The sequence below is a fragment of the Amycolatopsis sp. NPDC054798 genome (assembly GCF_053611505.1).
The window spans coordinates 1-25,431 of the sequence record NZ_JBSHAM010000047.1 but is presented as its reverse complement, the minus strand read 5'-3'; the positions used below and the strand labels follow the sequence as shown (position 1 = coordinate 25,431).

General features: G+C 68.8%; 20 protein-coding genes. 17 read left to right on the top strand and 3 right to left on the bottom strand.

All coding sequences use genetic code 11. The annotated features are described in order from the left end of the window. Positions 1-3 precede the first annotated feature (3 nt). Positions 4-6,831, top strand: a complete 6,828-nt coding sequence (locus tag ACWGIC_RS26440; RefSeq protein ID WP_452078613.1) for an RHS repeat-associated core domain-containing protein — start codon at positions 4-6, stop codon at positions 6,829-6,831. Positions 6,832-6,836: 5 nt separating this feature from the next. Beyond that, positions 6,837-7,295 carry a hypothetical protein gene (locus ACWGIC_RS26435; protein ID WP_452078612.1) on the top strand — a complete coding sequence of 153 codons (459 nt, stop codon included), beginning with the start codon at positions 6,837-6,839 and terminating at the stop codon, positions 7,293-7,295. Positions 7,296-7,681: 386 nt separating this feature from the next. Here the strand turns inward: ACWGIC_RS26435 and ACWGIC_RS26430 are convergent, their stop codons facing one another. Beyond that, complete coding sequence (locus ACWGIC_RS26430; protein WP_452078611.1) at positions 7,682-8,953, bottom strand: vanadium-dependent haloperoxidase; 1,272 nt, start codon at positions 8,951-8,953, stop codon at positions 7,682-7,684. A gap of 114 nt (positions 8,954-9,067) precedes the next feature. Between ACWGIC_RS26430 and ACWGIC_RS26425 the strand changes: the two genes are divergently transcribed. The 15 genes from ACWGIC_RS26425 to mmsB all read left to right on the top strand — a co-directional run bounded on the left by ACWGIC_RS26425 (position 9,068) and on the right by mmsB (position 22,709). After that, a complete protein-coding gene (locus tag ACWGIC_RS26425) occupies positions 9,068-9,649 on the top strand; it encodes an RNA polymerase sigma factor (protein ID WP_037713956.1) in 582 nt (193 codons plus the stop codon). Continuing rightward, positions 9,646-10,332 carry a QcrA and Rieske domain-containing protein gene (locus tag ACWGIC_RS26420; RefSeq protein ID WP_452078610.1) on the top strand — a complete coding sequence of 229 codons (687 nt, stop codon included), beginning with the start codon at positions 9,646-9,648 and terminating at the stop codon, positions 10,330-10,332. Before ACWGIC_RS26425 ends, ACWGIC_RS26420 begins: the two co-directional genes overlap by 4 nt. A gap of 38 nt (positions 10,333-10,370) precedes the next feature. Then, positions 10,371-10,775, top strand: coding sequence for a plastocyanin/azurin family copper-binding protein (locus ACWGIC_RS26415; protein ID WP_452078609.1), 405 nt, complete (start codon positions 10,371-10,373; stop codon positions 10,773-10,775). Beyond that, entirely contained in the window at positions 10,772-11,710 is a 939-nt protein-coding gene (locus ACWGIC_RS26410; protein WP_452078608.1) for a metallophosphoesterase family protein, read from the top strand. The genes ACWGIC_RS26415 and ACWGIC_RS26410 overlap by 4 nt, the downstream gene beginning before the upstream one ends. Next, entirely contained in the window at positions 11,707-12,090 is a 384-nt protein-coding gene (locus ACWGIC_RS26405; RefSeq protein WP_452078607.1) for a hypothetical protein, read from the top strand. Before ACWGIC_RS26410 ends, ACWGIC_RS26405 begins: the two co-directional genes overlap by 4 nt. Positions 12,091-12,391: 301 nt before the next feature. Then, complete coding sequence (locus ACWGIC_RS26400; RefSeq protein WP_452078606.1) at positions 12,392-12,529, top strand: hypothetical protein; 138 nt, start codon at positions 12,392-12,394, stop codon at positions 12,527-12,529. Positions 12,530-12,907: 378 nt separating this feature from the next. Continuing rightward, on the top strand, positions 12,908-13,216 hold the full coding sequence (locus ACWGIC_RS26395) for a tyrosine-type recombinase/integrase (RefSeq protein ID WP_452078644.1): 309 nt from the start codon (positions 12,908-12,910) through the stop codon (positions 13,214-13,216). Between the two features lie 69 nt (positions 13,217-13,285). Next, positions 13,286-13,471 (top strand): hypothetical protein, encoded by a 186-nt coding sequence (locus tag ACWGIC_RS26390; RefSeq protein WP_452078605.1) that lies wholly within the window; start codon positions 13,286-13,288, stop codon positions 13,469-13,471. Between the two features lie 290 nt (positions 13,472-13,761). Then, complete coding sequence (locus ACWGIC_RS26385) at positions 13,762-14,793, top strand: LacI family DNA-binding transcriptional regulator (protein ID WP_452078604.1); 1,032 nt, start codon at positions 13,762-13,764, stop codon at positions 14,791-14,793. A 122-nt stretch (positions 14,794-14,915) separates the two neighbouring features. After that, positions 14,916-16,595: a ribulokinase gene (gene araB / locus ACWGIC_RS26380; protein WP_452078603.1), complete on the top strand. Its 1,680-nt coding sequence runs from the start codon at positions 14,916-14,918 to the stop codon at positions 16,593-16,595. Then, on the top strand, positions 16,595-17,281 hold the full coding sequence (locus tag ACWGIC_RS26375) for an L-ribulose-5-phosphate 4-epimerase (RefSeq protein WP_452078602.1): 687 nt from the start codon (positions 16,595-16,597) through the stop codon (positions 17,279-17,281). Before araB ends, ACWGIC_RS26375 begins: the two co-directional genes overlap by 1 nt. After that, complete coding sequence (gene araA / locus ACWGIC_RS26370) at positions 17,278-18,783, top strand: L-arabinose isomerase (protein ID WP_452078601.1); 1,506 nt, start codon at positions 17,278-17,280, stop codon at positions 18,781-18,783. The genes ACWGIC_RS26375 and araA overlap by 4 nt, the downstream gene beginning before the upstream one ends. 14 nt (positions 18,784-18,797) lie before the next feature. Continuing rightward, on the top strand, positions 18,798-19,916 hold the full coding sequence (gene chvE / locus ACWGIC_RS26365; RefSeq protein ID WP_452078600.1) for a multiple monosaccharide ABC transporter substrate-binding protein: 1,119 nt from the start codon (positions 18,798-18,800) through the stop codon (positions 19,914-19,916). Between the two features lie 7 nt (positions 19,917-19,923). Beyond that, positions 19,924-21,465, top strand: coding sequence for a multiple monosaccharide ABC transporter ATP-binding protein (gene mmsA / locus ACWGIC_RS26360; RefSeq protein WP_452078599.1), 1,542 nt, complete (start codon positions 19,924-19,926; stop codon positions 21,463-21,465). Next, positions 21,462-22,709: a multiple monosaccharide ABC transporter permease gene (gene mmsB / locus ACWGIC_RS26355; RefSeq protein ID WP_452078598.1), complete on the top strand. Its 1,248-nt coding sequence runs from the start codon at positions 21,462-21,464 to the stop codon at positions 22,707-22,709. The genes mmsA and mmsB overlap by 4 nt, the downstream gene beginning before the upstream one ends. A 101-nt stretch (positions 22,710-22,810) precedes the next feature. Here the strand turns inward: mmsB and gdhA are convergent, their stop codons facing one another. Both gdhA and ACWGIC_RS26345 read right to left on the bottom strand, forming a co-directional pair. Further along, complete coding sequence (gdhA, locus tag ACWGIC_RS26350) at positions 22,811-24,154, bottom strand: NADP-specific glutamate dehydrogenase (protein ID WP_452078597.1); 1,344 nt, start codon at positions 24,152-24,154, stop codon at positions 22,811-22,813. A gap of 21 nt (positions 24,155-24,175) precedes the next feature. Further along, positions 24,176-25,431: short-chain fatty acid transporter (locus ACWGIC_RS26345; RefSeq protein ID WP_452078596.1), on the bottom strand; the 1,256-nt coding region annotated here is incomplete at its 5' end.

Here is a 25,431-nt window from a genome sequence, read left to right as displayed (position 1 = left end):
ATCATGACCGGCTCGAGACGGGCTTTTCGGATCAAGAGATGGTCGCGCGCGACGGCTGTCGTGATCGCCGCGATCATGCTGGCCTCGAGCCAGGACGCGGTCGCGGCGCCGACCGGCTGGCACGGGCTGGGATGGGACCTGCCCGCGCTGCAAGCCGAGCGCTCGGTGAAGGGCACGGAGGCGAAGACGCTCTCCGGCAACGCGCCGGCAAAGACCGCGTCGGCACCTGTCCCGGCGGTGCACTGGCCCGCAGCGGGCAAGGCGCAGGTCGATCTTCCGGCCACCGCGCAGGGCGGCGCGTCGCCGAAGAAGATGGCGGCGGGGAACCAGGTGTCGGTGACCCGCGGGCACGGCCGCGACAGCCGGACCGGTGCCTACTCTGCGACGGCAGCCGGTTCGCCGGAGAAGCACGACGCGGCCCGGGTCGAGGTCAGCACGGTCGATCACGCGGTGGCCGACAAGGCGGGCATCCGCGGCACGTTGGTGCAGGTCGCCCCGGTGTCGGGAGACACGTCCGGGCCGGTCGAGGTCGTCCTGGACTACCGGTCGTTCGCGGGTGCCTACGGTGCGGATTTCGGGCGTCGGCTGCGGTTTGTGCAGTACCCGTCTTGTGTGGTGAGCACACCCGAGAAACCCGAATGCCGCACGGAAACACCCGTCGCGTCAGCCAATGACGCGAAAGCCGGGCAGCTCGCCGGTGAGGTCGCCCTCGCTTCGACGGCGACAGTGCTCGCGGCCACCCCGGACACCTCCAGCGGCGGCGGCGATTTCAAGGTGACGAAGCTGTCCCCGGCCGGGTCCTGGACCGCGGGGGAGCCTTCGGGCGAATTCAACTACTCGTACCCGCTTTCCGCCCCGGCGGGCCCGGGCGGTCCGGCTCCGTCGGTGTCGTTGCAGTACTCCTCCGGGGCCGTGGACGGCCTGACGTCGGCGACGAACAACCAGGCGTCGGAAATCGGCGACGGCTGGAGCGTGAGCGGCGGCGGCTACGTCGAGCGGTCCTACAAGTCCTGCTCCGAAGACCTGGGCGGCAACAACGGGCAGACCAAGACCGGTGATCTGTGCTGGGCGACCGACAACGCGCGGCTGTCCCTGGCCGGCAGAACGACCGAACTGGTCAAGGACACCGCCACCGGTGCCTGGCGCCTGCGGACGGACGACGGTTCGCGGGTGGAGAAGGTGACCGGCGCGAGCAACGGCGCTCAAGGCGGCGAGCACTGGAAGGTCACCACGGTCGACGGCACCCAGTACTTCTTCGGCCTGAACCACCTGCCGGGCTGGCAGTCCGGCAATCCCGAAACACAGTCCACGTGGACCGAGCCGGTTTTCGGCAACAACCCCGGCGAACCCTGCAACGCGGGAACGTTCGCCGCGTCGTGGTGTCAGCAGGCGTGGCGCTGGAACCTCGACTACGTCGTCGATCCGCGCGGGAACGCGATGACGTTCTACTACCAGCCGGAAACCAACTACTACGGGCTGAACCGGACCACCACCAGCCCCGGCACCTCGTATGTGCGCGGCGGCAACCTGCAGCGGATCGAATACGGCTTCAACACCCGCGTCGCGGGCCTGTTCACGCACGCACCCGCGCAGATCGTGTTCGACACGACCGAACGCTGCCTGCCCGGCGGCGCCATCACCTGCGACCCGGCCCAGCTCACCACCGCCAACGCGGCGTCGTGGCCGGACGTGCCCGCCGACCAGCTGTGCGCGCAAGGCGCGAACTGCACCAACGTGTCGCCCGCGTTCTTCTCCCGCCGCCGCATCACCTCGATCAGCACGCAAGTTACGGACGGCGGAGCCGGCTGGAAGACCGCGAACCAGTGGACGCTGGCCCAGTCCTTCCCCGCCAGCGGCGACGGATCCAGCCCGGCGATGTGGCTGGACTCGATCACGCAAACCGGGAAGGCAGGCGGTTCGATCAGCCTGCCGCCGGTGAGCTTCCACCCGAAGGCCCTGGCGAACCGAGTCGACGCGAGCAACAACTACACCGCGCTGACCCGCAACCGGATCGACGCCGTCACCAACGAAGCGGGCGGCGTCACCGCGGTCAAGTACGCCGACCCGCAGTGCGTTCCCGGCAAAACCATGCCGGCGAACCCGGAGACGAACACGCTGGCCTGCTACCCGACGTACTGGACACCGGGCGGCGCGACCGAACCGGTGCTGGACTGGTTCAACAAGTACCTGGTCACCGACGTCACCGAAGACGGCCGCACGACGCTGTCGCAGCAAACCCTGACGCACTACGACTACGTCGGCGGCGGTGCCTGGCACTACGACGAGAACTACCTCGCCGACCCGAAAGACCGCACTTGGTCGCTGTGGCGCGGCTACGGCGCGGTGAAGACCACCGTCGGGCAGGCCACCAGCGATCCGTCCGGACCCCCGTCGGTCACCCAGACGCTGTACCTGCGCGGTATGGACGGCGACACCCTGCCCGGAGGCGGCAAGCGGAGCGTGTCCGCGACTGACAGCCTCGGCGAGACCATCCCCGACAGCAAGCCAGTGCCCGGCTTCACCCGGGAATCCCAGACTTACCTCGACGGCAAGCTCATCGCCACCACGATCAACGACCCGTGGATCTCCGCGCCGAGCGCGACGAACACCGACGGCACCCAAGCCTTCTATACCGGCACCGGATCCACCCGCACCCGCACGTGGATCGCCGCGGCCAACAACTGGCGCACCACCCGCACGAGCACCACCTTCGGCAACTACGGTCTGGCCACCCAGGTCGAAAACGACGGTGACATCGCCGATCCGAACCAGGCCACGTGCGCCCGCAGCACCTACAGCCAGAACACCGCGGCGTGGCTGATCAACTACGTCAGCCAGGTCCAGACGAGCGCCGGCACCTGCGCCACGCCCGCCAGCAGCGCCACCATCGTGTCCGACACCCGGTCCTATTTCGACCGCCAGCCGTTCGGCGCCGTGCCCACGGCCGGCAACGTCACCCAGACCGACACAGTCGACTCCTGGCCTGCCGACGGCGCGGAACACTTCCTGTCCCCAGCCACCCGCACCGACTTCGACAACTACGGCCGCGCCGTGTCCGTGACCGACGCACTGGGCCTGACCACGACGACGGCCTTCACCCCGGCCACCGGCGGCCCCGTCACCCAGATCGCGACAACCACGCCACAGGTCAGCGGCACCGATACGACCAAGTTCACCTCGACCCGGTATCTCGACCCGATCACCGGCGCCCTCACCGCCGCGGTCGACCACAGCGGACTGCGCACCGACGCGGCCTACGACGCCCTCGGCCGGCTCACCGGCGTCTGGCCACCGGGCCACAACAAGGGCTCCAACGCTCCCGCCAAAACCACCTACGCCTACACCGTCAGCAACACCGGCCCCAGCGTCGTCGCCACGAACACGCTGCTGTCCAGCAGCAAATACGCGACCAGCTACGCGCTGGTCGACGGGCTCGGCCGCACCGTGCAAACACAGGCCCCGACGTCGTATTCACAAGGCGGGCGCGTCGTCACGGACTCTTACTACGGCTCGCACGGCCAGGTGTGGAAAACCCACGACGCCTACTGGAACGGCGATTCCGGGCCTGTCGGCACCCTGTTGACGGTCACGGACAACACCGTCCCGAGCACCACAGTGTCCACTTTCGACAGTGCCGGACGCGTGACAGCGTCGGCTTACCAGTTGTACGGTGTCGAACAATGGCGCGGCACCACCGTCTACGACGGCGACCGCACCACCTCGATCCCGCCTCGCGGCGGCACGGCCAGCAGCGTCGTCACCAACGGCCTGGGGCAGAAAGTCCAGCTGGCGCAATACAAAGACCCCGCCCACACCAACCCCGGCGACCCAGCCGACGTCACCAGCTACAGCTACACCCACGCTGGCCTGCTCGCCTCGACCACCGACTCCACCGGTCACAACACCTGGAAGACCGGCTACGACCTGCTCGGCCGGAAAACGTCCGCCACGGACCCGGACACCGGCCTCAGCCAGTACACCTACGACAACGGCGGACGGATGCTGACCAGCGCCGACGCCAGCGGCCGCACCCTGGCTTACACCTACGACAACCTCGGCCGCAAAACCGCCGAATACCAGGGTTCCACCAGCGGAACCAAACTGGCGGCGTGGACGTACGACACGCTGCTGAAGGACAAGCCCACCGCCTCCAGCCGCTACGCCGGCGGCAAGACCTACACCAACACTGTTGTCGCCTATGACAACGCGGGCCGGGTCGCCAGCTCCCGATTCACCGTCCCGCTCGCCGAAACCGGGTTCGGCGGCAACTACTCGTTCTCCTGGCGCTACGACCCGCTCAGCGATGTCTTGCGTTCCTTCGGCAGCCCGGCGCAAGGCGGTTTGCCCGACGAGAGCATGATCACCGGCTACGACGCGCTGGACAAGCCCATCACCCTGCAGAACGCCGGAGACGGCGGGACCCTGCTGGTCTCCGAGACCGACTACAACGCCTACGGGCAGGTGCTGCGGACCAATTACCAGGATCCGACGCTGCCCAACCAGATCGCGGTCACCCACACCTACGCCGACGGCACCAACCGGCTCGCCACCACCCTGGCCGAACGGGCGACCAAGACGAACTTCATGATCGCCAACCGGTTCTACGGCTACGACCCGGCGGGCAACATCACCTCTCTCGCCGACACTCCCCAAGACGCCCAGTCCGACACCCAGTGCTTCAGCTACGACTACCTCCAGCGCCTGACCGAAGCGTTCACCCCCGCCGCGGGCGGCTGCGCCACCACCCCGAGCGCCACGGGCCTGGGCGGCGCCGCGCCGTACTGGACCTCCTGGACCTACGACTCCACCGGCAACCGCCTCACCCAGACCCAGCACGGCGCCGCCGGGGACACCACGTCGAAGTCGACCTACCCCAATGCCGGGCAGCCGCAACCGCACGCGATCCAGGCGCTGGACACCACCGGCCCCAACGGCAGCAGCCACTCCGCCTACACCTACGACCCCTCCGGCCGCACCCTCACCCAAGGACCCGCCGGCGCGGGACAGACCTTCACCTACGACGCCGAAGGCCACATCGCCACCGCCACCGACGCCAGCGGCAAGGTCTCCAGCTACACCTACGACGCCGACGGCAACCTCCTGCTCACCAAGGACCCGACCGGCACCACCCTGAAACTCAACGACCTGGAACTGTTCCGCGGCACCGGCACTTCCACCACGGTCGGCACCCGGTTCTACACGTTCAACGGCGCACCCGTCGCCGAACGCAACGCCAACACCGGCCTGACGTGGTCGATGACCGACACCCAGAACACCGCCTACGCCACGGTCAAGGCCGACAACCTCGCCGTCACCCAACGCTGGCAGGACCCCTACGGCGTGTCCCGTGGCCCGGCTCCGTCCCTGTGGCCGGATAAACACGGCTACCTGGGCGGATACCGGAACACGACCGGCCTGACCCACCTCGGCGCTCGCGAGTACGACCCGGCGCTCGGCCGCTTCACGACTGTCGACCCGGTGCTGAAGACCGACGACCCGCAGCAGATGAACGGCTACTCCTACGCCGACGACAACCCGATCGGGCTGACCGACCCCTCCGGTCTGTGCCCCGGCGTCCCCGACGGCGCGTGCCGCCGGCCCGACGGATCGATCGGCGGCGGCGACGCCTGCCGCATCGGCGGCTGGAGCTGCGACAACAACGAAAAGAACACCACCTGCGGTTGCCGGGCGGCCCAGCAGCACCCTGCCAACCACGGCGCTCCCGCATCTTCCGGCGGGCACGGCCAGCCCGCGCCGAAGAAGCACGGGGCGTCAGGCGGCGGTGGGTCCGGTGGGTCCGACGACGGTGACGACGGGGGAGGACTCGGGGGGTGGCTCCTTGACCACCTCAAGAAAGCCGCGGAGACCGTCTACGAGGTCTCCGGGGCGAAAGATTTGGTGGACGGCTGCTTCCGCGATCCCGCAGTCGTCGGGTGCATCAAGGGCGTGCTCGAGGTCGGAGTGTGGTTCGTCCCCGGCGGCGGCGTGGCCAGAGGCACCGAACTCGCCGTCTCCGGCGGTGCTCGCTTTATCGAAGGCGAGGTCGGCGCGGAAGGCCGGGCTGTCGCCGAAGATCTCGCGGCAGGTTGCCGCAACAGCTTCGCCGGCGACACCCCGGTGCTCATGGCCGACGGGACGATGAAGCCGATCGAGCAGGTGAAGGTCGGGGACAAGGTCCGCAACGCCGAACCCCACAACGCCAACACCGAGATCCACACCGTCACGGCCCTGCACATCACCGACACCGACCGAGACTTCGTCGACGTCACCGTCACCACTCCCGGCGGCCCGAAGAAGATCACCAGCACCGCGCACCACCGCTGGTGGGACGCCACCACCCACGCCTGGACCGACGCCACCGACCTCCGGCCAGGCGACCTCCTCGACACACCCGGCAACGGCCACGCCGCCGTTCAAGCCGTCAACCGCTACACCAGCAGCATCCGCACCTACAACCTCACCGTCGACGCCACCCACACCTACTATGTGCTGGCCGGCGGGACGCCGATCCTCGTCCACAACAGCAACTGTAATCTCTTTAGCGGGGATGGTTGGCAACATGTGCTGCACGAGCACGTAGACGGGAGTCCGGGAGTGGCGCAAGGAAACACAACTTTCTCCAATCATATTGAGCTGGATGATATTGGAGATTTGATCGAGGAAACCGCAAAAAGGCCAGGGCGGCCAAATACTCCTGATGCGGCTGGCCGCCCGCGCGACGGAACAATTCACACACACGATTTCGACTACCCTGTTGGATCCCGAGGCGAGCACAGCGTCGAAGTTGTCCTCAATCCGGATGGATCTCTGCGTACCGCCTATCCGAGGTGATGGCAATGGAACAGTTGTCTCTGCATTGGGAGATGGCGCGGGCCGGCTCGGCCGAACTTATTCTGCGCTTCCCGCGAGAGAGTATCGAAGTGCACACCACATACATCGGAGACGGTCTCGGTTCTGTGGTGCAAGCGGCCATCGACCTTCGGCTGGGGTCCAGCTCGGCGATAGCCTTCCTTCCTGCCGAGCCTGCGGGCACCTTCCTGTTCATTACTGGAGCGGCCGAAGGGGCGTACTTGCAGGTCGTCCAATTCGCGGACATGGAATCAGAGTCCCGGCGTTGGAGCGGTGGCAGTCTGCGTTGGCACGGCCGGATTGACGTAGGTTCATTTATTAGCGGCGTGATAGTCATGGCTGAGGACGTGCTCGTTCGCTGTGGCAGCACTGCCGAATATTCAAAGGCGTGGGGTGGGATTGCCTTCCCGATCAGTGAACTGGAGACTCTCCGGCAAGGATCGTGATCCTAGCCCGCGGCCGAGCCGAACCGTCCGGCCTGCGCTCCGGCCCTGACGGCGCGCGCCACCTGCTGGCGGCAAGCTGGGCGGCGACGCTTCGTTCCTGGGGAGGCCATTACCCGTCCTTGGGTGGGGATAATCGCGGCCAGATGGGCGACGTTGAGCACGGCGTGGACCGTCTTTCCCGCTCGTGCGGGGAAGACGGTCCACGCGGGCCTGTTCCTGAGGCTCGTTCGGATCGCCGACGTTCTGCTCACCACCACCACCACCCCCACTGCCCGCCAATCTCCAGCCCGGCGGCTTTCCTTCGCGGTGGAGCGGGGCGGGTCGGTGTACACCGTCACCGACCACGCCCCGCTCCACCGTGTCGTTTCGCAGATCCTTCAGCCGTGTCAGGAACGCAGGACGAACGCGGCGACGTTGTGGCCGAGCTGGCGGCCGGCATCGTGGTCGAGCCGGGTGTGCACGCCCGCCGGGATACGGCTCAGCCCCGCTTCGTTGGCCGCGTCCTGGAAAGTGCTGAACCGCCGGACCACATTCGGCAGCGCCTCGGACGTGACCTCCAGTGCCCATCGCGGCCCGTACTCGCGGCGCAGGACCAGCGCGCCCGCCTGCGAGATGACGCTGTGCGCGCCGGGGTACGCCGGATCCGCCGGGGTGGTGGCGAGGCTCGACCAGTCCGGGATCGCTTCTGTCGCAGGGTTTCTGTCGTCGGCGGCGAGGCGGACCGCGGTGATCGGCCGCCAGATCCGGTAGTGGTATTTCGCTTCGTAGAACGCGATCACGGCGTCGGCGAAGGCGAGGTTCAGCCCTGCGAACACCCGGGCCGCGACGAGCAGGCTGCTGTGCGAACCGCCGACGACCGACTGTGCGATCTCGTTCCAGTAGTTCCAGATCGGAGCCGCCCAGAACCGCGCCTGCACGGTCTGGTCCGCGGTGCGGGTAGTGCTCGTGTCCCGGCCCGTCGCGGCGACCTCGTTCAGCGCTCTCGCGTACTCCGCGCTGTCCAGCTCGGGGTATGGACAGGGTCGGAACTGTCCGGCCCAGTCGAGCACGAACGGCGTCACGGCGGGCCAGTGGGTGAACACCGCGGGCGCGAACTTGGGCGGCGTCGGCCGGTACTGCCCGGGGGCCGTGCCCGGCGTCAGCACCGGCGGGGCAGCTGCGGAGCCGTCGTCCGCGCGCAGGCCGAGCAACAACCGGGCCACCAGCCGCCCGGCTCGCACGCCGCCGTCGCGCGCGGCCGGTGGTATGCCGGTCAGCTGCCCGGCCAGCAGGCTCGCGAGTTCGGCGGACCTGGTGGGGTAGAGCGCGGCCAAGACGTCGTGCGCGGCCTGCGCCGCCGCTGCTTCCGGTGCCGCGTCGCCCCGGACATGGAGCGTGAACAGGTACGGATGCCCGTTGCCAGTCGTCGCGACGACGGCGTCGTGCATCGCCGCGTGCAGCAGAGCGAAGCTGCGTGTCGGATGCACGGTCGCGGGCTGGAGGCCGGGCGTGCGCACGATCGCCAGCAGTTCGCTGTTCCAGGCGAGCACGAGGTCCGCGCCGCCCGGCCGGATCGGCGTCGCCGCGGCGGCGGGCCCCGGCAGGCCGGTGGCGGCGAGCACGGCGGCGGCCGCCCCGCCGGTGACGAGCAGTTGCCGGCGTGACATCGACGTGGTCATTTCGCTCCCCGGGTCGTCGGAAACTCCGCTCAGGGATACGGTCTCCGGTTACGGCGTAACCCCGGTTCATATCCCTCTGGTGGCGGGAAGAAACCGGTGGGGAGAAGGCGGGCGGTGCCGGTGGCACAGCGGTTCCGGCGCAGACGCGCCGAACAGGACGAAGCGGGCGCGGTGCCCCGCGCGCGGCTGCACGCGGTCGGCGCGGACGTCTACCCCGACTGGGAGGCGGTCTACCGCGACAACGTCGACCGCGTGTTCCGGCTGATGTTCTCGAAAGTCGGCAACCGGCCGGACGCGGAGGACCTCACCACGGAGGTCTTCCTGACGGCGTTGCGGCCGCTGCGGGTCTCGGCGAGCGTGGGCGAGGTGCGGGCGTACCTGCTGGCCACCGCGCGGACGGTGCTGGCCGGGCATTGGCGGCGCACGCTCGGCCGGGAGATCACCGCCCTGGACGAGGAGCGCGACATCGCCGCGTTCGAAGCGGACACTGTGGACCCGGGCGTGCTCGCCCGCGCGGAGGCGATCCTCGCGCAGCTGCCCGAGCGCTACGGCCGGATCCTGCGCCTGCGGTTCCTGCAGGCCTGCTCGTTGAAGGAGGCAGCGGCCGAGCTGGGCACCACCGTCGGCAACGCGAAGGTGCTGCAGCATCGCGCGTTGCGCCAGGCGGCCCAGCTGGCGGAAGGGATGGAGACGTGAGCACTCGAGGCGTCCGCCGGTTCGTCAAGGACCTCCTGCGCCGGCGCCGGCCGCGCCCGTTCGAGGCAGGCCCCGGCGACGAGGCTGAGCTGCGGACCGCGGTGCTGCTGCGCGCCGCCCGGCCCGGGGGTGCGGCGGCGAGCGAGGAGTTCGTCGCCGCACTGCACCGTCGGCTCGCCCAGGAACTGCGCGAAGCCGAGCCCGAGCCAGTGCGGGGCGGCAACCGGCGCCGGTTCATCCAGGTGTCCTCGGCCGCCGCGGCGGCTGCTGCGGCGGGTGCGGGCGTCGAGTACCTGGTGACGTCCGGGGCCGAACCGGCCGCCGCGCCCCCGGAAGAGAAGACCCTGTGGCCCGAGAACGGCCAGTGGCGAGCTGTTGTCGCGGCCCGCGATCTGCCCGAAGGCGGCGTGCTGCCGTTCGACTTCGGGGCTGTCGCCGGGTTCGTGCAGCGCTCGGGCGGGCAGGTGCGCGCCGTTTCGGCGACGTGCACGCACCTCGGCTGTCGGCTGAACCTGGACGCGCCGGCCCGGCGGTTGAACTGCCCGTGCCACCGGACGTCGTTCGCTGTTGACGGCGCGGTCCTCACGCACCAGCTGCCGACGACTCCGCCGCCGCTGCCGCACCTGGTGGTGCGCGAGTCCGGTGGCGTCGTCGAGGTCCTGGTGCCGGCGGAGCGAGCGTAACCCCCGCACGTATTCCTGGTATGAGGAAATCCGTTGGGGTGAAACACTTCCTGCTCGTCACTGCGGCCGCGCTGGCGTTGACGGCTTGCACTGCCTCGCCTCCCGCCGCGCCGCCTCCCACCGCACCGATGGCGTCGATGCCCGGGATGACGGCGTCGCCGCCGCCGACCGCGGGCGCCGTCTCTACGGCGAATGCCGTGGCCATCAAGGACTTCGCGTTCGCGCCCGCCGCGACGACGGTGAAGAAGGGCACCACCGTCACCTGGACCAACCAGGACCAGGACGCGCACACGGTCACCAGCACGGGATCCGGCGGCCCGCTGCGGTCGCCGACCCTCCAAAACGGACAGTCCTATCAGTACACCTTCGGCACGCCCGGAACCTTCGAGTACCTGTGCACCATCCACCCGTTCATGACGGCGACCGTGACGGTGACCCCGTGACTGAAGACGACCCCGGCCCGGAGGGCATGACCCGCCGCCAGCTCCTGCGCCACACGGCGTGGTTCGGTGCCGCGGTGGTCCTGACCGTCACCGGCGGCGAAGTCATCAGCCGGATCGCCGCGCCGGGCGACGCGGCCGCCGACGGCGACCCGAACGCGCTGCGGTTCGTCCAGATCAGCGACAGCCACCTCGGCTTCACCGGGCCCGCGAACACCGCCGTCGAGTCGTCGTTTTCCGAGGCCATCACGCAGATCAACGCGCTCGGCCGCCGCCCGGACTTCGTCATGCACACCGGCGACCTGACGCACCTTTCGACACCCGCCCAGTTCGACCAGGTCAAGCAGATGATGAGCGCCCTCGACACCGGGCACGTGTCCACGGTGCCCGGCGAGCACGACTCGATCGACGACGCCGGCCAGAAGTACCGCAAGGCGTTCGGCGCGGGCACGGCGGGCGACGGCTGGTACAGCTTCGACGTCAAGGGCGTCCACTTCATCGCGCTGGTCAACACGCTGAGTCTGGAAAAGCTCGGCCATTTGGGCACAGAACAGCTGGAGTTCGTGCGCAAGGACGTCGCGAAGCTCGGTTCGGACACGCCGATCGTGGTGTTCAGCCACATCCCGCTGTTCGCGATGTACCCGAAGTGGGGCTGGGGGACCGACGACGCGACCCAGGCGCTCTCGTACCTGCGGCGGTTCTCGTCGGTGACCTGCCTCAACGGGCACGTGCACCAGCTTTTCACGAAGACGGAAGGCAACATCACCTTCCACAGCGCGACGACGACCGCGTACCCGTTGCCCCAGCCGGGATCGCGGCCGGCGCCGACGCCGGTGACGCTGCCCGCGGGCAAGCTCAAAGACGCGCTCGGCATCCGCGAGGTGTCCTACCGCCCGGGCGGGCCGGGCCTGGCGGTGAAGGACGTGAAACTGGCATGAACACCGTCCTCCGCCTCGCGACGGCGGCGTGCCTCGCGGTGAGCGGCTATCTTCACGCGCAGCTGTACATCGGCGGCTATCGCGTGATCCCGGTGATCGGGCCGTCGTTCCTCGTTCAGGCTTCCGCGGCGTTCGCGGTGGCCGTGCTGGTGGCTCTGGGCGGTCCCTTCTTGCTGCGGCTGGCGGCGGCCGCGCTTGCGGCGGGTGCCTTGGCGGGCTTCGTGCTTTCGCGGACGACCGGGTTGTTCGGCTTTTCCGAACGGGGTTTCCAGCCCGCGCCGGAGGCTTTGCTGAGCGTCCTGGCGGAAGCCGCGGTGCTCGTCCTGGTCGCGGTCACGTTTTACCGGATGCGCCGATCCACGCGGACGGCCCGCGCCTGAACTCCGGCGGCGCACCGCGAGCGACAGGCCCGCGGTGCGCTCCGGTTCACGGACTCGCGATGGGGGATCTGTTTTGCGGCAGCCGAAGTGGTCGAGGACGGTCGCGTGGACCGGTGCCGATGCTGCAACGTCGCATGATTTTTCGTGTGCCGCACCTGCGTTGCCATCGTCGACCAATCCGTGCCTGCCACAGGAATTTTCAGCACGGCGGTGATCTGACTCCGAGGCTTTCGCGCGGGGGAACGCTTCGCGGGTCACTCCGGCCGCCGAGTTCGTCCGCGATTTCCTGCACCGCTGCGGGATGTACCACGGCACAAACTATTTCCCTGCTGGCATCGGTCCTGGTTCGGTGGACCTGCGGCTGTGGCGAGGGCGTGGCGGCCGCGCGTTCACCGTGCTCTGCCACGAGCTGTCGGTCCTGCGCCGGCAGGTCGGCTGACCACAGCCCTCGTGGCCGGATCGCGCGATCTTGTCCGCACTGACGCGGCTGCTGCCCCGTCAACTGCGCCGGCACCGCATCGTGACACCGGGCATGCTGCTGGCGCGGCATCGCCGTCTGATAGTAGGGAAGTGGACCTACCCGAACCGGCCAGGACGCCCGTCGATCGATGCCGAACTGCGCGAGCTGGTCGTCCGACTTGCGAGCGTAAATCCGCGCTTGGGGGCACCGCCGTGTCCAGGGTGAGGCGTCGCCGAAGACGGACGAGCCGGTGAACGCAGTCGCGAACACTAGGACACCGACCTGGTGCTCGCGCAACATCTGGAAGTGCGGGACGCGGACTGGGCGCGTCTGGGGTCGTAGTGGAAGGAACACGACCTGGCCTTCACTCAGTGGGACGGTTCGCCGTTACCCCCCCCCGCGCATGTCACCGACGTGCTCTACGAGCTGTCCCGCCAGACCGGGTTGCCGCCGGTCTGTCTGCACGATTTGCGCCATGGCGCGGCGACGCTGGCTCTCTTGGCGGGCGTGGAGATGAAGGTCGTGCAGCGGATGCTGCGGCATTCCTCGATCACCGTCACCGCCAACACCTACACCACCGTCCTGCCGCAAGTGGTGTTCGCGGCAGCCGAGGCGACGGCGGCGATCATCCCCCGGCAGTCGGCGAGAAGTCTCGGGCTCGCCTAGGGCTCGCAAATGCCGGGTTGTGCCGCCTGGTCCGGTCCGGGTCGGGCGCGGCGTCGTGGGCTGGTCGGCGTGACGGGGTTGGGTGCTCGGCGTGATCCGGTCGTGCCTGCGGTGAGCGGCATGGTGGGGATCGTCGTCGGGCTGACGTTCATGTTCGAGTTCGGGAATGTGTCGGCGCTTGCTCTTCGGCTGGGCGCGCCGGTGTGGGTGGCACCGCTGGTCGCACCTGTGGTGGGCAAACGACGGAGATCCTGAACACTGCGGTCGGTGAAGGGCGGCTGAGCCTGGCCGAGGCGGAAGAACGGGCCACGACCGTCTGCAGTACTGGCACGAGCTGGTCGACGTGACGATCGAAAACGTGCGCCGCTCCTTTCCCTGCGCGGCGATGGCGATCGGCCAGTACCGGCCGGTGCGGTCCGCGCCGCGTTCGGAGAACAGCCAGGGCGAAGACGCGGCCTTGACACCGCTACTGTTATCGCTAACACTATGCGACACCCGTCACACTGACGGGTGAACGCTGGGGCAGCCATCGGAGGTGGGCCGGAGTGGTGCGCGCGGAGTCCGGCGGCGAGACCGCCGCGGCGGGACGGCAGCCCAGCCTGGCCGATGTGGCGGCGGTCGCCGGGGTTTCGCACATGACGGTGTCGCGGGTGGTCAACGGGACCGGGCCGGTGCGGGCCGAGACGCGGGTCCGGGTGAACACTGCGATCGAGCAGCTGGGCTATCGCCCGAACTCGATGGCGCGCGGACTGGCGACGGGTCGTTCCGGCACGCTGGGCGTGGTGGCGCTGGAGGCCAATCTGTACGGGCCCGCGAGCACGTTGAGCGGTATCGAAACCGCGGCGCGGCAAGCGGATTACGCCACGACGATCACGAGCATCAGCCGGCCGGGGCGGTCGTCGATCGCGGACGCGGTCGAGTATCTGCGGCGGCAGGCGGTCGAGGGGATCGTGGTGATCGCGCCGCACGTGACGGCCGGGCGGGCGTTGCACGCGGCGCCGCACGACGTGCCGCTGGTGGCGGTCGGCGGCGGGGAAGACGCGGCGGTCCCGGTGGTGTCGGTCGATCAGTACGACGGCGCACGCCGGGCCACCGAACATCTGCTCGGGCTGGGGCATCGGACGGTCTGGCACATCGCGGGACCGTCGGACTGGCTGGAGTCGCTCGAGCGGGAGCGCGGCTGGCGGGACGCGCTGGAGGCGCGCGGTGCGGAGGTGCCGCCGGTGGTGCGGGGCGACTGGAGCCCGCGGTCCGGCTACGCGGCGGGGAGGTCGCTCGTCGGCGAGCCGGGGCTGGACGCGGTGTTCGTCGCGAGCGACCAGATGGCGCTGGGATTCCTGCGCGCGTGCACCGAGGCCGGGCTGCGCGTGCCGAAGGATCTCCGCGTCGTCGGGTTCGACGATGTGCCCGAGGCGGCCTACTATCCGCCGCCGCTGACCACGGTGCGCCAGGACTTCCTCGAAGTCGGGCGGCGCACGTTCGCGCTCCTGCGGCGCCGGATGAACGGCGGCGGCGACGGCGAGCGGGATCTGGTGACCCCTGAGCTGATCGTGCGCGACAGCACCGGCCTTCCGTAATTCGCTCGCGATCCGCGAGAACTGCTGGTCTTCCCATGAATGTTAGCGCTAACAGTCTGCATGCGAGGAGTCGAAGTGACCACGAGAAGGCGGGTCTGCGCACCGGCATTCGGGAGGAAGGGGTGAAGGCGGGGGAGCCGCTCGTCGTGGGCGTCGATTTCGGGACGTTGTCCGGCCGTGCGGTCGTGGTGCGTGTGCGTGACGGCGCCGAGCTGGGGGCGGCGGTGTCGGAGTACCGGCACGGTGTGGTCGACTCGGTTCTGCCCGCGACCGGTGCGTCGTTGCCGCCGGAGTGGGCGCTGCAGGTGCCGTCGGATTACGTCGAGGTGCTGCGGACCGCGGTGCCGCAAGCGCTTGCTGCGGCCGGTGCGAGGCCGGGCGACGTGATCGGGGTGGGCACGGACTTCACGGCGTGCACGATGGTTCCGGTTACGGCGGAGGGGACGCCGTTGTGCGAGCTGCCGGAGTTCACCGGTGATCCGCACGCGTACGTGAAGCTGTGGAAACACCATGCCGCGCAGCCTTATGCGGACCGGATCAACGACCTGGCGCGCAGTCGCGAGGAGAAGTGGCTGCCGCGGTACGGCGGGCTGATCTCGTCGGAATGGGAGTTCGCGAAGGCGCTCGAACTGTTCGAGGAAGCACCCGGCGTTTACGCGGCGATGGCGCACTGGGTCGAGGCCGCGGACTGGATTGTCTGGCAGCTCACCGGTGCCTATGTCCGCAACGCCTGCACGGCCGGGTACAAGGGTATTTACCAGGACGGCCAGTACCCGCCCGCCGATTTCCTGCGCGAGCTGGCGCCGGGGTTCGAGTCGTTGGCGGACGGACGGTTGTCGCCGCCGGAGGGGATTCTCGGCGCGCGGGCCGGCGGGCTGTCGGCCGAAGCCGCGGCGTGGACCGGGCTTCCGGAAGGGATCGCGGTCGCGGTGGGCAACGTCGACGCGCACGTCACCGCGCCCGCGGCGGGGGCGGTGGAGCCGGGCCGGATGGTCGCGATCATGGGGACGTCGACCTGTCACGTGATGAACGGCGCGGAGCTGCGCGAGGTGCCGGGCATGTGCGGGGTCGTCGACGGCGGGATCGTGCCGGGGCTGTGGGGCTACGAGGCCGGGCAGAGCGGGGTCGGCGACATTTTCGGCTGGTTCGCCGAGCACGCCGTTCCCGGGTCCTATGTGGACGCTGCGCGGGCGTCCGGGGTGTCGGTGCACGAGCACCTGAGCGGGCTGGCGGCGCGGCAGGAGATCGGCGAGCACGGGCTGGTGATCCTGGACTGGCACAGCGGCAACCGTTCGGTGCTGGTCGATCACGAGCTGTCCGGCGCGGTGATCGGGCAGACCCTGGCCACGCGCGCCGAGCACGTGTATCGCGCGCTGCTGGAGGCGACGGCGTTCGGGACCCGCAAGATCATCGAGACCTTCGGCACCGCAGGGGTTCCGGTGACCGAGCTGATCGTCGCGGGCGGGCTGGTGAAGAACCGGTTGCTGATGCAGATCTATGCCGACGTGGTGAATCTGCCGCTGTCGGTGATCAGCTCGGAACAGGGGCCCGCGCTCGGGTCCGCAATGCACGCCGCGGTCGCGGCGGGCGCCCATCCGGACATCCGCGCGGCGGCCGCGGCGATGGGCGCGGTGGAGCGCGGGGTGTACCGGCCGGTCCCGGAGAACGTCGCCGCGTACGACGACCTTTATGCCGAGTACACCCTGCTGCACGACTACTTCGGCCGTGGTGTCAACGACGTCATGCATCGTCTCGCCGCCCGCCGTCGTGCGGTCGCGGCTGTCGCGAAAGGACAGTCCTGATGTCTCTGACCGACGAGGTTCTCGACACCGTCACTGAGCTGCGGCAGACGGTGGCGAGCCTGCACGGCGAGCTGACCCGCAACGAACTGGTGATCTGGACGGCGGGCAACGTGTCCGCGCGGGTGCCGGGCCGGGACTTGATGGTGATAAAGCCGTCCGGGGTGTCCTACGACGATTTGTCCGCGGAGACGATGGTCGTCACCGATCTGTACGGCGAACTGGTGCACGGAGCGCTGGCACCGTCGTCGGACACCGCGGCGCACGCCTATGTCTACCGGGAGATGCCCGAGGTCGGCGGTGTCGTGCACACGCATTCGACCTACGCGACGGCCTGGGCCGCCCGCGGCGAGCCGATTCCGTGCGTGCTCACGATGATCGCCGACGAGTTCGGCGGTCCGGTCCCGGTCGGCCCGTTCGCTTTGATCGGCGACGATTCGATCGGTCGCGGCATCGTCGAGACGCTTCGCGCCAGCCGTTCGCCCGCGGTGCTGATGCGCAACCACGGGCCGTTCACCGTCGGGCGCACGGCGCGCGACGCGGTGAAGGCGGCGGTGATGGTCGAGGACGTCGCGCGGACCGTGCACAAGGCCTTTGAACTCGGCCGCCCGCAGCCGCTGGCCGGGGCCGACGTCGACCGGTTGTACCAGCGCTACCAGAACGTCTACGGACAGCAGGGAGAGAAGTGAAGCCGCAGCGCAAACCCGAGATCTGGTTCCTCACCGGCAGCCAAGGGCTCTATGGCGAGGAAACCCTCGCGCAGGTCGCCGGGCAGTCGCTGCAGATCCAGCGGATGCTGGCCGATTCGGGCCGGATCTCGGCGGAGATCGCCGGCCGGCCCGTGCTGACCGAACCGTCCGCGATCCGCCGGGTGATGCTGGCGGCCAACGCGGACGACTCGTGCGTCGGCGTCATCGCGTGGATGCACACCTTCAGCCCGGCCAAGATGTGGATCGCGGGGCTGGAGGCACTGCGGAAACCGTTGCTGCACTTGCACACCCAGCTCAACGAGGCGCTGCCGTGGCAGTCCATCGACATGGACTTCATGAACCTCAACCAGGCCGCGCACGGCGACCGCGAGTTCGGCTACCTCCAGACGCGGCTCGGCGTGGCGCGCAAGACGATCGCCGGGCATGCCGCTGACCCGGCGGTCGCGGTGCGCATCGACGACTGGGTCCGCGCGGCGGTCGGCAGGCAGGCGCTCGGTTCGCTGCGGCTGGCCCGGTTCGGCGACAACATGCGCGGCGTGGCGGTGACCGAGGGCGACAAGGTCGAGGCGCAGGTGAAGTTCGGCGTCTCGGTGAACGCCTACGGAGTCAACGACCTGGCGGCTCGGGTCGATGCGGTCGCCGAGTCCGTTGTGGACGGACTGGTCGCCGAGTATGCCGACGCCTACCGGCTCGCGCCGGAACTGTGCCAGGGCGGGGAACGGCACGACTCGCTGCGGTATGCCGCGCGGATCGAAGCGGGTATGCGGGAATTTCTCGACGAGGGCGGGTTCGGCGCGTTCACCACGAACTTCGAGGACCTCGGCGGGCTGCGCCAGCTGCCGGGTCTGGCGGTGCAGCGGCTGATGGCCGAGGGGTACGGGTTCGGCGGCGAAGGGGACTGGAAGACCTCGGCGCTGCTGGCCGCGGTCAAGGCGATGGGACAGGGCCGCGACCGCGGTACGTCCTTTATGGAGGATTACACCTACCACTTCGGCCCTGGCGAACCGAAAATCCTCGGCGCGCACATGCTCGAGGTGTGCCCCACCATCGCCGCCGGCCGGCCGTCGTGCGAGATCCACCCGCTGGGGATCGGCGGCCGCGAGGACCCGGTGCGGCTGGTGTTCGACGCCGCGCCCGGCGCCGCTGTCGTGGCGGGACTGACCGACCTCGGCGACCGGTTCCGGCTGGTGGCCAACGAGATCGAGGTGGTTCCGCCGGACGAGCCGTTGCCGCGCTTGCCGGTCGCCCGTGCGGTGTGGAAGCCCTCGCCCTCGCTCGCGACGTCCGCGGAGGCGTGGATCACCGCGGGCGGACCGCACCACACCGTGCTGACCCAGGCCGTCGGCACTGACGTGATGCGCGACTTCGCCCGGATGCTCGGCGTCGAACTGCTCGTGATCGACCCGGCGACGGCGCCGGAGTCGTTCGAGGACCGGATGCGCTGGAACGCCGCGTACTACCGGCTGGCCCAAGGATTCTGAGAGGAGCAGCAACCATGAAGATCATGCGATGGGCAGCGTTGCCCGTGCTCGCGGTGGCGCTGGCCGCGTGCGGGTCGAGCGTGAAGACCGGCGACCAGGCGGCGGCGGGGGGTTCGGCGGCAGGCGGTCTGGTCGGCGTCACGATGCCGACCAAATCGTCGGAACGGTGGATCCACGACGGCGACAACATCAAGTCGTCGCTGGAGAAACTCGGCTACAAGGTCGACCTGCAGTACGCCGAGAACGACATCCCGACGCAGGTGAACCAGATCGAGAACCAGATCACCAAGGGAGCCAAGCTGCTGGTGGTCGCGTCGATCGACGGCACCGCGCTGACCACCCAGCTGCAGGAGGCCGCGGACAAGAAGATCCCGGTGATCGCTTACGACCGGCTGATCCGCAACAGCCCGAACGTCGGCTACTACGCGACTTTCGACAACTTCAAGGTCGGCGTCGAACAGGCGAACTCGCTGCTCACCGGTCTCGGCGTGAAGAAGGCGGACGGGTCCGACGCCGGTGCGAAGGGGCCGTTCAACGTCGAACTGTTCGGCGGATCGCCTGACGACAACAACGCGCCCTTCTTCTTCAACGGCGCGATGTCGGTGCTGAAGCCGTACCTGGACAAGGGCACGCTGGTGGTGAAGAGCGGGGAGACCGCGTTCAACGTCACCGCGATCCTGCGGTGGGATCCGGCGACCGCGCAGAAGCGGATGGAGGACTTGCTCACCAAGACCTACGGCGCCGGCGCGAAGGTGCAGGGTGTGCTGTCTCCGTACGACGGTTTGTCGATCGGCATCCTCTCGGCGCTGAAGAGCAACGGCTACGGCACGGCAGGCCAGCCGTATCCGGTCGTGACCGGGCAGGACGCCGAGGTGGCGTCGGTGAAGTCGATCATCGCCGGAGAGCAGTACTCGACGGTCTTCAAGGACACCCGCGACCTCGCCAAGATCACGGTGACGATGGCCGACACCCTGCTCAAGGGCGGCAAGCCGGAGGTCAACAACACCAAGGACTACGACAACGGCAAGAAGGTCGTGCCCTCCTACCTGCTGCAGCCGGTCGTGGTGACCAAGGACAACTACCGCAAGCAGCTCGTCGACTCCGGCTACTACACCGCCGCCCAGCTGAAGTAGGGAAGCCATGACCGACGAAATCCTCCGGATGCGCGGCATCACCAAGACCTTTCCCGGCGTCAAGGCGCTGCAGGAGGTCGCCCTGTCCGTCGCTCGCGGCGAGATCCACGCGATCTGCGGCGAGAACGGCGCGGGGAAGTCGACGTTGATGAAGGTGCTCTCGGGCGTGTACGCGCACGGCTCTTACGAAGGCGAGATCGTCTTCGACGGCGAGCCGTGCGCGTTCTCCGCCATCTCCGACAGCGAAGCCCGCGGCATCGTGATCATCCACCAGGAACTCGCGCTCTGCCCGCAGCTGTCGGTCGCCGAGAACATGTTCCTCGGCAACGAGCGCGCCACCCGCGGCATGATCGACTGGAACCGCACCAACCACGAGGCGGCCGAGCTGATGCGGAGGGTCGGGCTGCGCGAAAGCCCGGTCACGCCGGTGTCCGAACTCGGCGTCGGCAAACAGCAGCTGGTCGAGATCGCGAAAGCACTGTCCAAAAAGGTCAAGCTGCTGATCCTCGACGAGCCCACCGCGGCGCTCAACGACGACGATTCGGCGCACCTGCTCGACCTGCTGCGCGGGCTGCGCGACGAGGGCGTCACGTGCGTGCTGATCTCGCACAAGCTCAACGAGATCGCGGCGATCGCCGACAGCGTGACCATCCTGCGGGACGGGCAGACCATCGAGACTCTCGACATGGCGTCGGATTCGGTGACCGAGGACCGGATCATCGCCGGCATGGTCGGGCGGAGCCTGGAAAACCGGTTCCCGCCGCACGAGCCGAAGATCGGGGAGGAGATCTTCCGGATCGAAGACTGGACCGTGCACAGCCCGACCCGGCACGGGCGCGTTGTCGTCGACGAGGCGAACCTTTCGTTGCGCCGCGGCGAGATCGTCGGGCTGGCCGGGCTGATGGGAGCCGGGCGGACCGAACTCGCGATGAGCGTTTTCGGCCGCGCCTACGGCAAGGACATCTCGGGGCGGCTCTACAAGAACGGCGAGGAGATCCGGGTGCGGTCGGTGCGCGACGCGATCAAGCACGGCATCGCCTACGCCACCGAGGACCGCAAACGCTACGGGCTCAATCTGATCGAGGACATCAAGCGCAACATCTCCGGCGCGGCGCTGGGCCTGCTGTCCCGGCGCGGATGGGTCGACGAGCACCGGGAGTACCGCGTCGCCGAGGAATTCCGGCGGAGCATGAACATCAAGGCCCCGGACGTGCTCAGCGCGACCGGCAAGCTGTCCGGCGGGAACCAGCAGAAAGTCGTGCTGTCCAAGTGGATCCTGACCGATCCGGACGTGCTGATCCTGGACGAGCCGACCCGCGGCATCGACGTCGGCGCGAAATACGAGATCTACACGATCGTCAACCGGCTCGCCGACGAGGGCAAGGCCGTGCTGGTGATCTCGTCGGAACTGCCCGAACTGCTCGGGCTGTGCGACCGGATCTACGCGCTGTCCGCCGGCCGGATCACCGGCGAGGTCGCCCGCGCGGACGCGACGCAGGAGGTCCTCATGCGCGCTATGACCCAGGGAACAGGAGTGACCGCACCATGACCACCACATCCCCGACGCCGGGCGTCGCCGCTCCCGAGCGCCCGGAGGGCCCGGCCGCGCGGGCGCCGCGGCGGATCTCGTTCAACCCCCGCCAAGGCGGGATCTATGTCGCGTTCGCGCTGATCGTCGTGCTGTTCTCGGTCCTCACCGACGGCGCGCTGCTGGAGCCGCAGAACATTTCGAACCTGATCGTGCAGAACACCTACGTGCTGATCCTCGCGATCGGCATGATCCTGGTGATCATCTCCGGGCACATCGACCTGTCGGTGGGCTCGGTGGTGGCCGTGACCGGTGCGATCTCCGCCGTGCTCATGGTGAACCTGCACGTGCCCTGGCCGCTCGCGGTGCTGATCACCGTCGCCGCCGGAGCGGTGATCGGGGCGTGGCAAGGCTATTGGGTCGCCTACTTCGGCCTTCCCGCGTTCATCGTCACCCTGGCCGGGATGCTCGTGTTCCGCGCGCTGACCCTGTCGGTGCTCGGCAACCAGGGCATCGGCCCGTTCCCGGACGCCGTCCGCACCCTGTCCAACGGGTTCACCGGCGGCTACCTCGGCAACATCGCGCTCGGCCCGCTCGGCGGCGCGGATCTGGTCAGCCTGCTGGTCGGCCTGCTCGCTCTGGCGGCAGCTGGGGTGATGCAGTGGCGCAAGCGCGCGGCCCGCGCGAATTACCTGCAGGAGATCGACCCGCTGCCGATGTTCGTCCTGAAACTCGCCGCCGGGGGCGCGGTCGCGCTGTTCGTCGTCGTCCAGCTCGCCAGGTACAAAAACCTGCCCTGGGTCCTGATCCTGTTGTCCGTGCTGGTGATCGGCTACTCGCTCGTCACGACTCGCGCGGTGTTCGGCCGCCACATCTACGCCATCGGCGGCAACCTCCAAGCCGCGACGCTGTCCGGCGTGAAGGCCAAGCGGGTGACGTTCTGGATCTTCGTCAACATGGGCGTGCTGGCCGCTGTCGCCGGGATCATCGTCGCCGGACGGCTCAACCAGGCCGGTCCGACCGCGGGCAACCAGTTCGAACTGGACGCGATCGCGGCCGCGTTCATCGGCGGCGCGGCCGTGCAGGGCGGCGTCGGGAAAGTCGTCGGCGCGATCACCGGCGGACTGATCATGGGCGTGATCAACAACGGCATGTCGCTGCTGGGGGCGCCCACCGAAAGCGTCAGCCTGGTGAAGGGGTTCGTGCTGCTGGCCGCGGTCGCCTACGACATCTGGACGAAACGCCGGGCTCAGGCCGGCGCGTGACACCGCGGGGCCGCCGCTGAGTCCTCGGTCAGCTGCACGAACGGGCCGCCTCACGGCTACGCCGTGAGGCGCACCTGCCTGCCCTCCGCAAGAAGCATCGGTCAGATGTATCCCCCGGCGTCCATCGCCGCCACCACGGTGCGAAACCCCGCGATGTTCGCGCCCGCGATGTAGTCGCCTGGAACGCCATTGTCCTCGGCCGCGGCGAGGCAAGTGCGGTGGATGTCGTGCATGATCGTGCGAAGGGCGTGATCGGTCTGGTCGAAGGTCCACCGGTCGCGTGCGGCGTTCTGGCGCATTTCGAGGGCGGAGGTCGCGACACCGCCCGCGTTGGCGGCTTTGCCCGGCGCGGCAGGGACGCCTGCTTCGCGGAAAACGTCGAGCGCGGCTGGGGTGCAGGGCATGTTGGCTCCTTCGGCGACCGCTTGGACGTCGTTTTTGACGAGGGTCAGGGCGGCCTGCTCGTCGAGTTCGTTCTGGGTGGCGCAGGGCAGTGCGACGTCGCAGGGGACGTCCCACGGCGACCCGCCGGAGACGAATCGGGCGGACGGCACCCGGTCGGGGTAATCGGAGAGACGTCCGCGGCGGGTGACCTTGAGGTCGTACAGGACGTCGAGGTCGATGCCGGCCGGGTCGTGCACGTAGCCGCCGGAATCGGAGCAGACCGCCGGCAAAGCGCCGAGCTCCCGTAGCTTGGCGATCGCGTGAATGGCGACGTTGCCGGATCCCGAGACCACGGCGGTGCGGCCGTCGAGGGATTCGCCGCGGGCCGCGAGCATGGCGTCCAGGAAATAGACGGTGCCGAAGCCGGTGGCCTCGGGGCGCGCGGGAATTCCGCCGAGCAAGGGGTCTTTCCCTGTCAACGCGCCTGCGTCGTAACGGTTCACGAGGCGTTTGTACTGACCGAACAGGTAGCCGATCTCCCGCGAGCCGACGCCGATGTCGCCGGCCGGGACGTCGGTAGCCGACCCGATGTGGCGGTGGAGTTCGGTCATGAACGCCTGGCAGAAGCGCATGATCTCGGTGTCGCTGCGGCCGGCCGGGGAGAAGTCGGAACCGCCTTTGCCCGCTCCGATGCCCAGGCCGGTGAGTGCGTTCTTGAAGATCTGTTCGAAGGCGAGGAATTTCACCGTGCCGAGCGTGACGTCGCGGCGGAAACGCAGCCCGCCCTTGTAAGGCCCCAGCGCCGAGTTGAATCCGATTCGGTAGCCGCGGTTGACGTGCACTCGGCCCGCGTCGTCGGTCCAGACGACACGGAACATCAGCTGCCGTTCCGGTTCGCAAAGCCGTTCGAGCATGGCCGCGTCGCGCAGCGCCGGATCACGGCGAAGGGCTGGCTGGATCGCGTCGAGGACCTCGAAAACGGCCTGATGGAACTCGGGCTCGGCCGGATTCTTTTCGACGATCGTTTCGTAGAGGGCGGCGGACGTCTGGTCGAGCGACATGGTGATCGCTTCTCCTGGGGGTCAATGGACCGGCGGGTGGTACGGCAGCGTCGGCGACAACAGGGTGAGAAGGCCGAGCACGATGGGCAGGAGCGTGACGAGGTACAGGAACGTGTAGCCGACGATGTCGCGCGCTTTCAGCGTCAGCACGCCGAGAAGCGGGAGCATCCAAAATGGATTGATCAGATTCGGCAGCGCTTCCGCGGCGTTGTAGATCTGGACGGTCCAGCCCAGATTGACGTGGACGTCATTGGCCGCCTGCATCACGTAGGGCGCTTCGATGACCCATTTGCCGCCGCCGGAGGGGATGAGGAAGCCGAGGACGATCGAGTAGGCGCAGATCAGGAGCGGGAACGTCGTGGTGTTGCCCGCGCTGGTGAAGAGGGAGGCCAGGTGGTGGGAGAGCGACGAGCCGGAACTGTCGGTGGCCTTGGTCATGATGGCCGCGATCCCGGCGTAGAACGGGAATTGGATGAGCACGCCGCCGGTGGCCGGCACCGCTTTGGTCACCGCGGCGAGGAATCGGCGGGGCCGCCAGTGCAGCAGCAGCCCGAGGGTGAGGAACAGCAGGTTGTAGGTGTTGAGTCCCGAGATGGCGACGATCGGGTCTTTGCCGGCGAATTCCTGGACTGCCCACCCGCCGACGAGAGCGACGACGACGATGGTCAGCAGCGGGCTGTACTCGAGCCATTCGCCCGGCCTGGAGCGGGGAACGTCGTCTTCGACGGGGTCGCGGGGATCGATGCCGAGGTCGGCGGCGGTGCGGGCGGCTCCGGCGCGTGGTGCGGACAGGAACGCGACGGTGACGCAGACGACGACGATGACCGCGGCGAAGGCAAGGGATTGCCAGGTGAAGATCGTCTCGCGGAACGGGAGCACGCCGGTGATCGGGAGCAGCGACTTCGGGATGCTGGCCGGGTTGGCCTGCAGTTGCGCGGCCGAGGAGCTGAGGCCCAGCGCCCAGCTCCCGCCGAGGCCGAGATAGGCGGCGGCGGACGCGGCGCGGTAGTCCATCCGCAGTTCGGTCCGCTCGGCGAGCCGCCGGACCAGCAGCGCACTGAAGATCAGGCTGAAGCCCCAGTTCAGCAGTGCCGACAGGAGACTGACCGCGGCGACCATGGCGATGGCCGCGCGGGGGTTGGCGGGAACCCGGGCAAGCCTGGTGATCGCGCGCCGGACGGGACCGGCGGTGGCGACGACGTACCCGCCGATGGCGACCATGGCCATCTGCATGGTGAACGGGATGAGGTCCCAGAAGCCGCCGCCGAACACCGAAG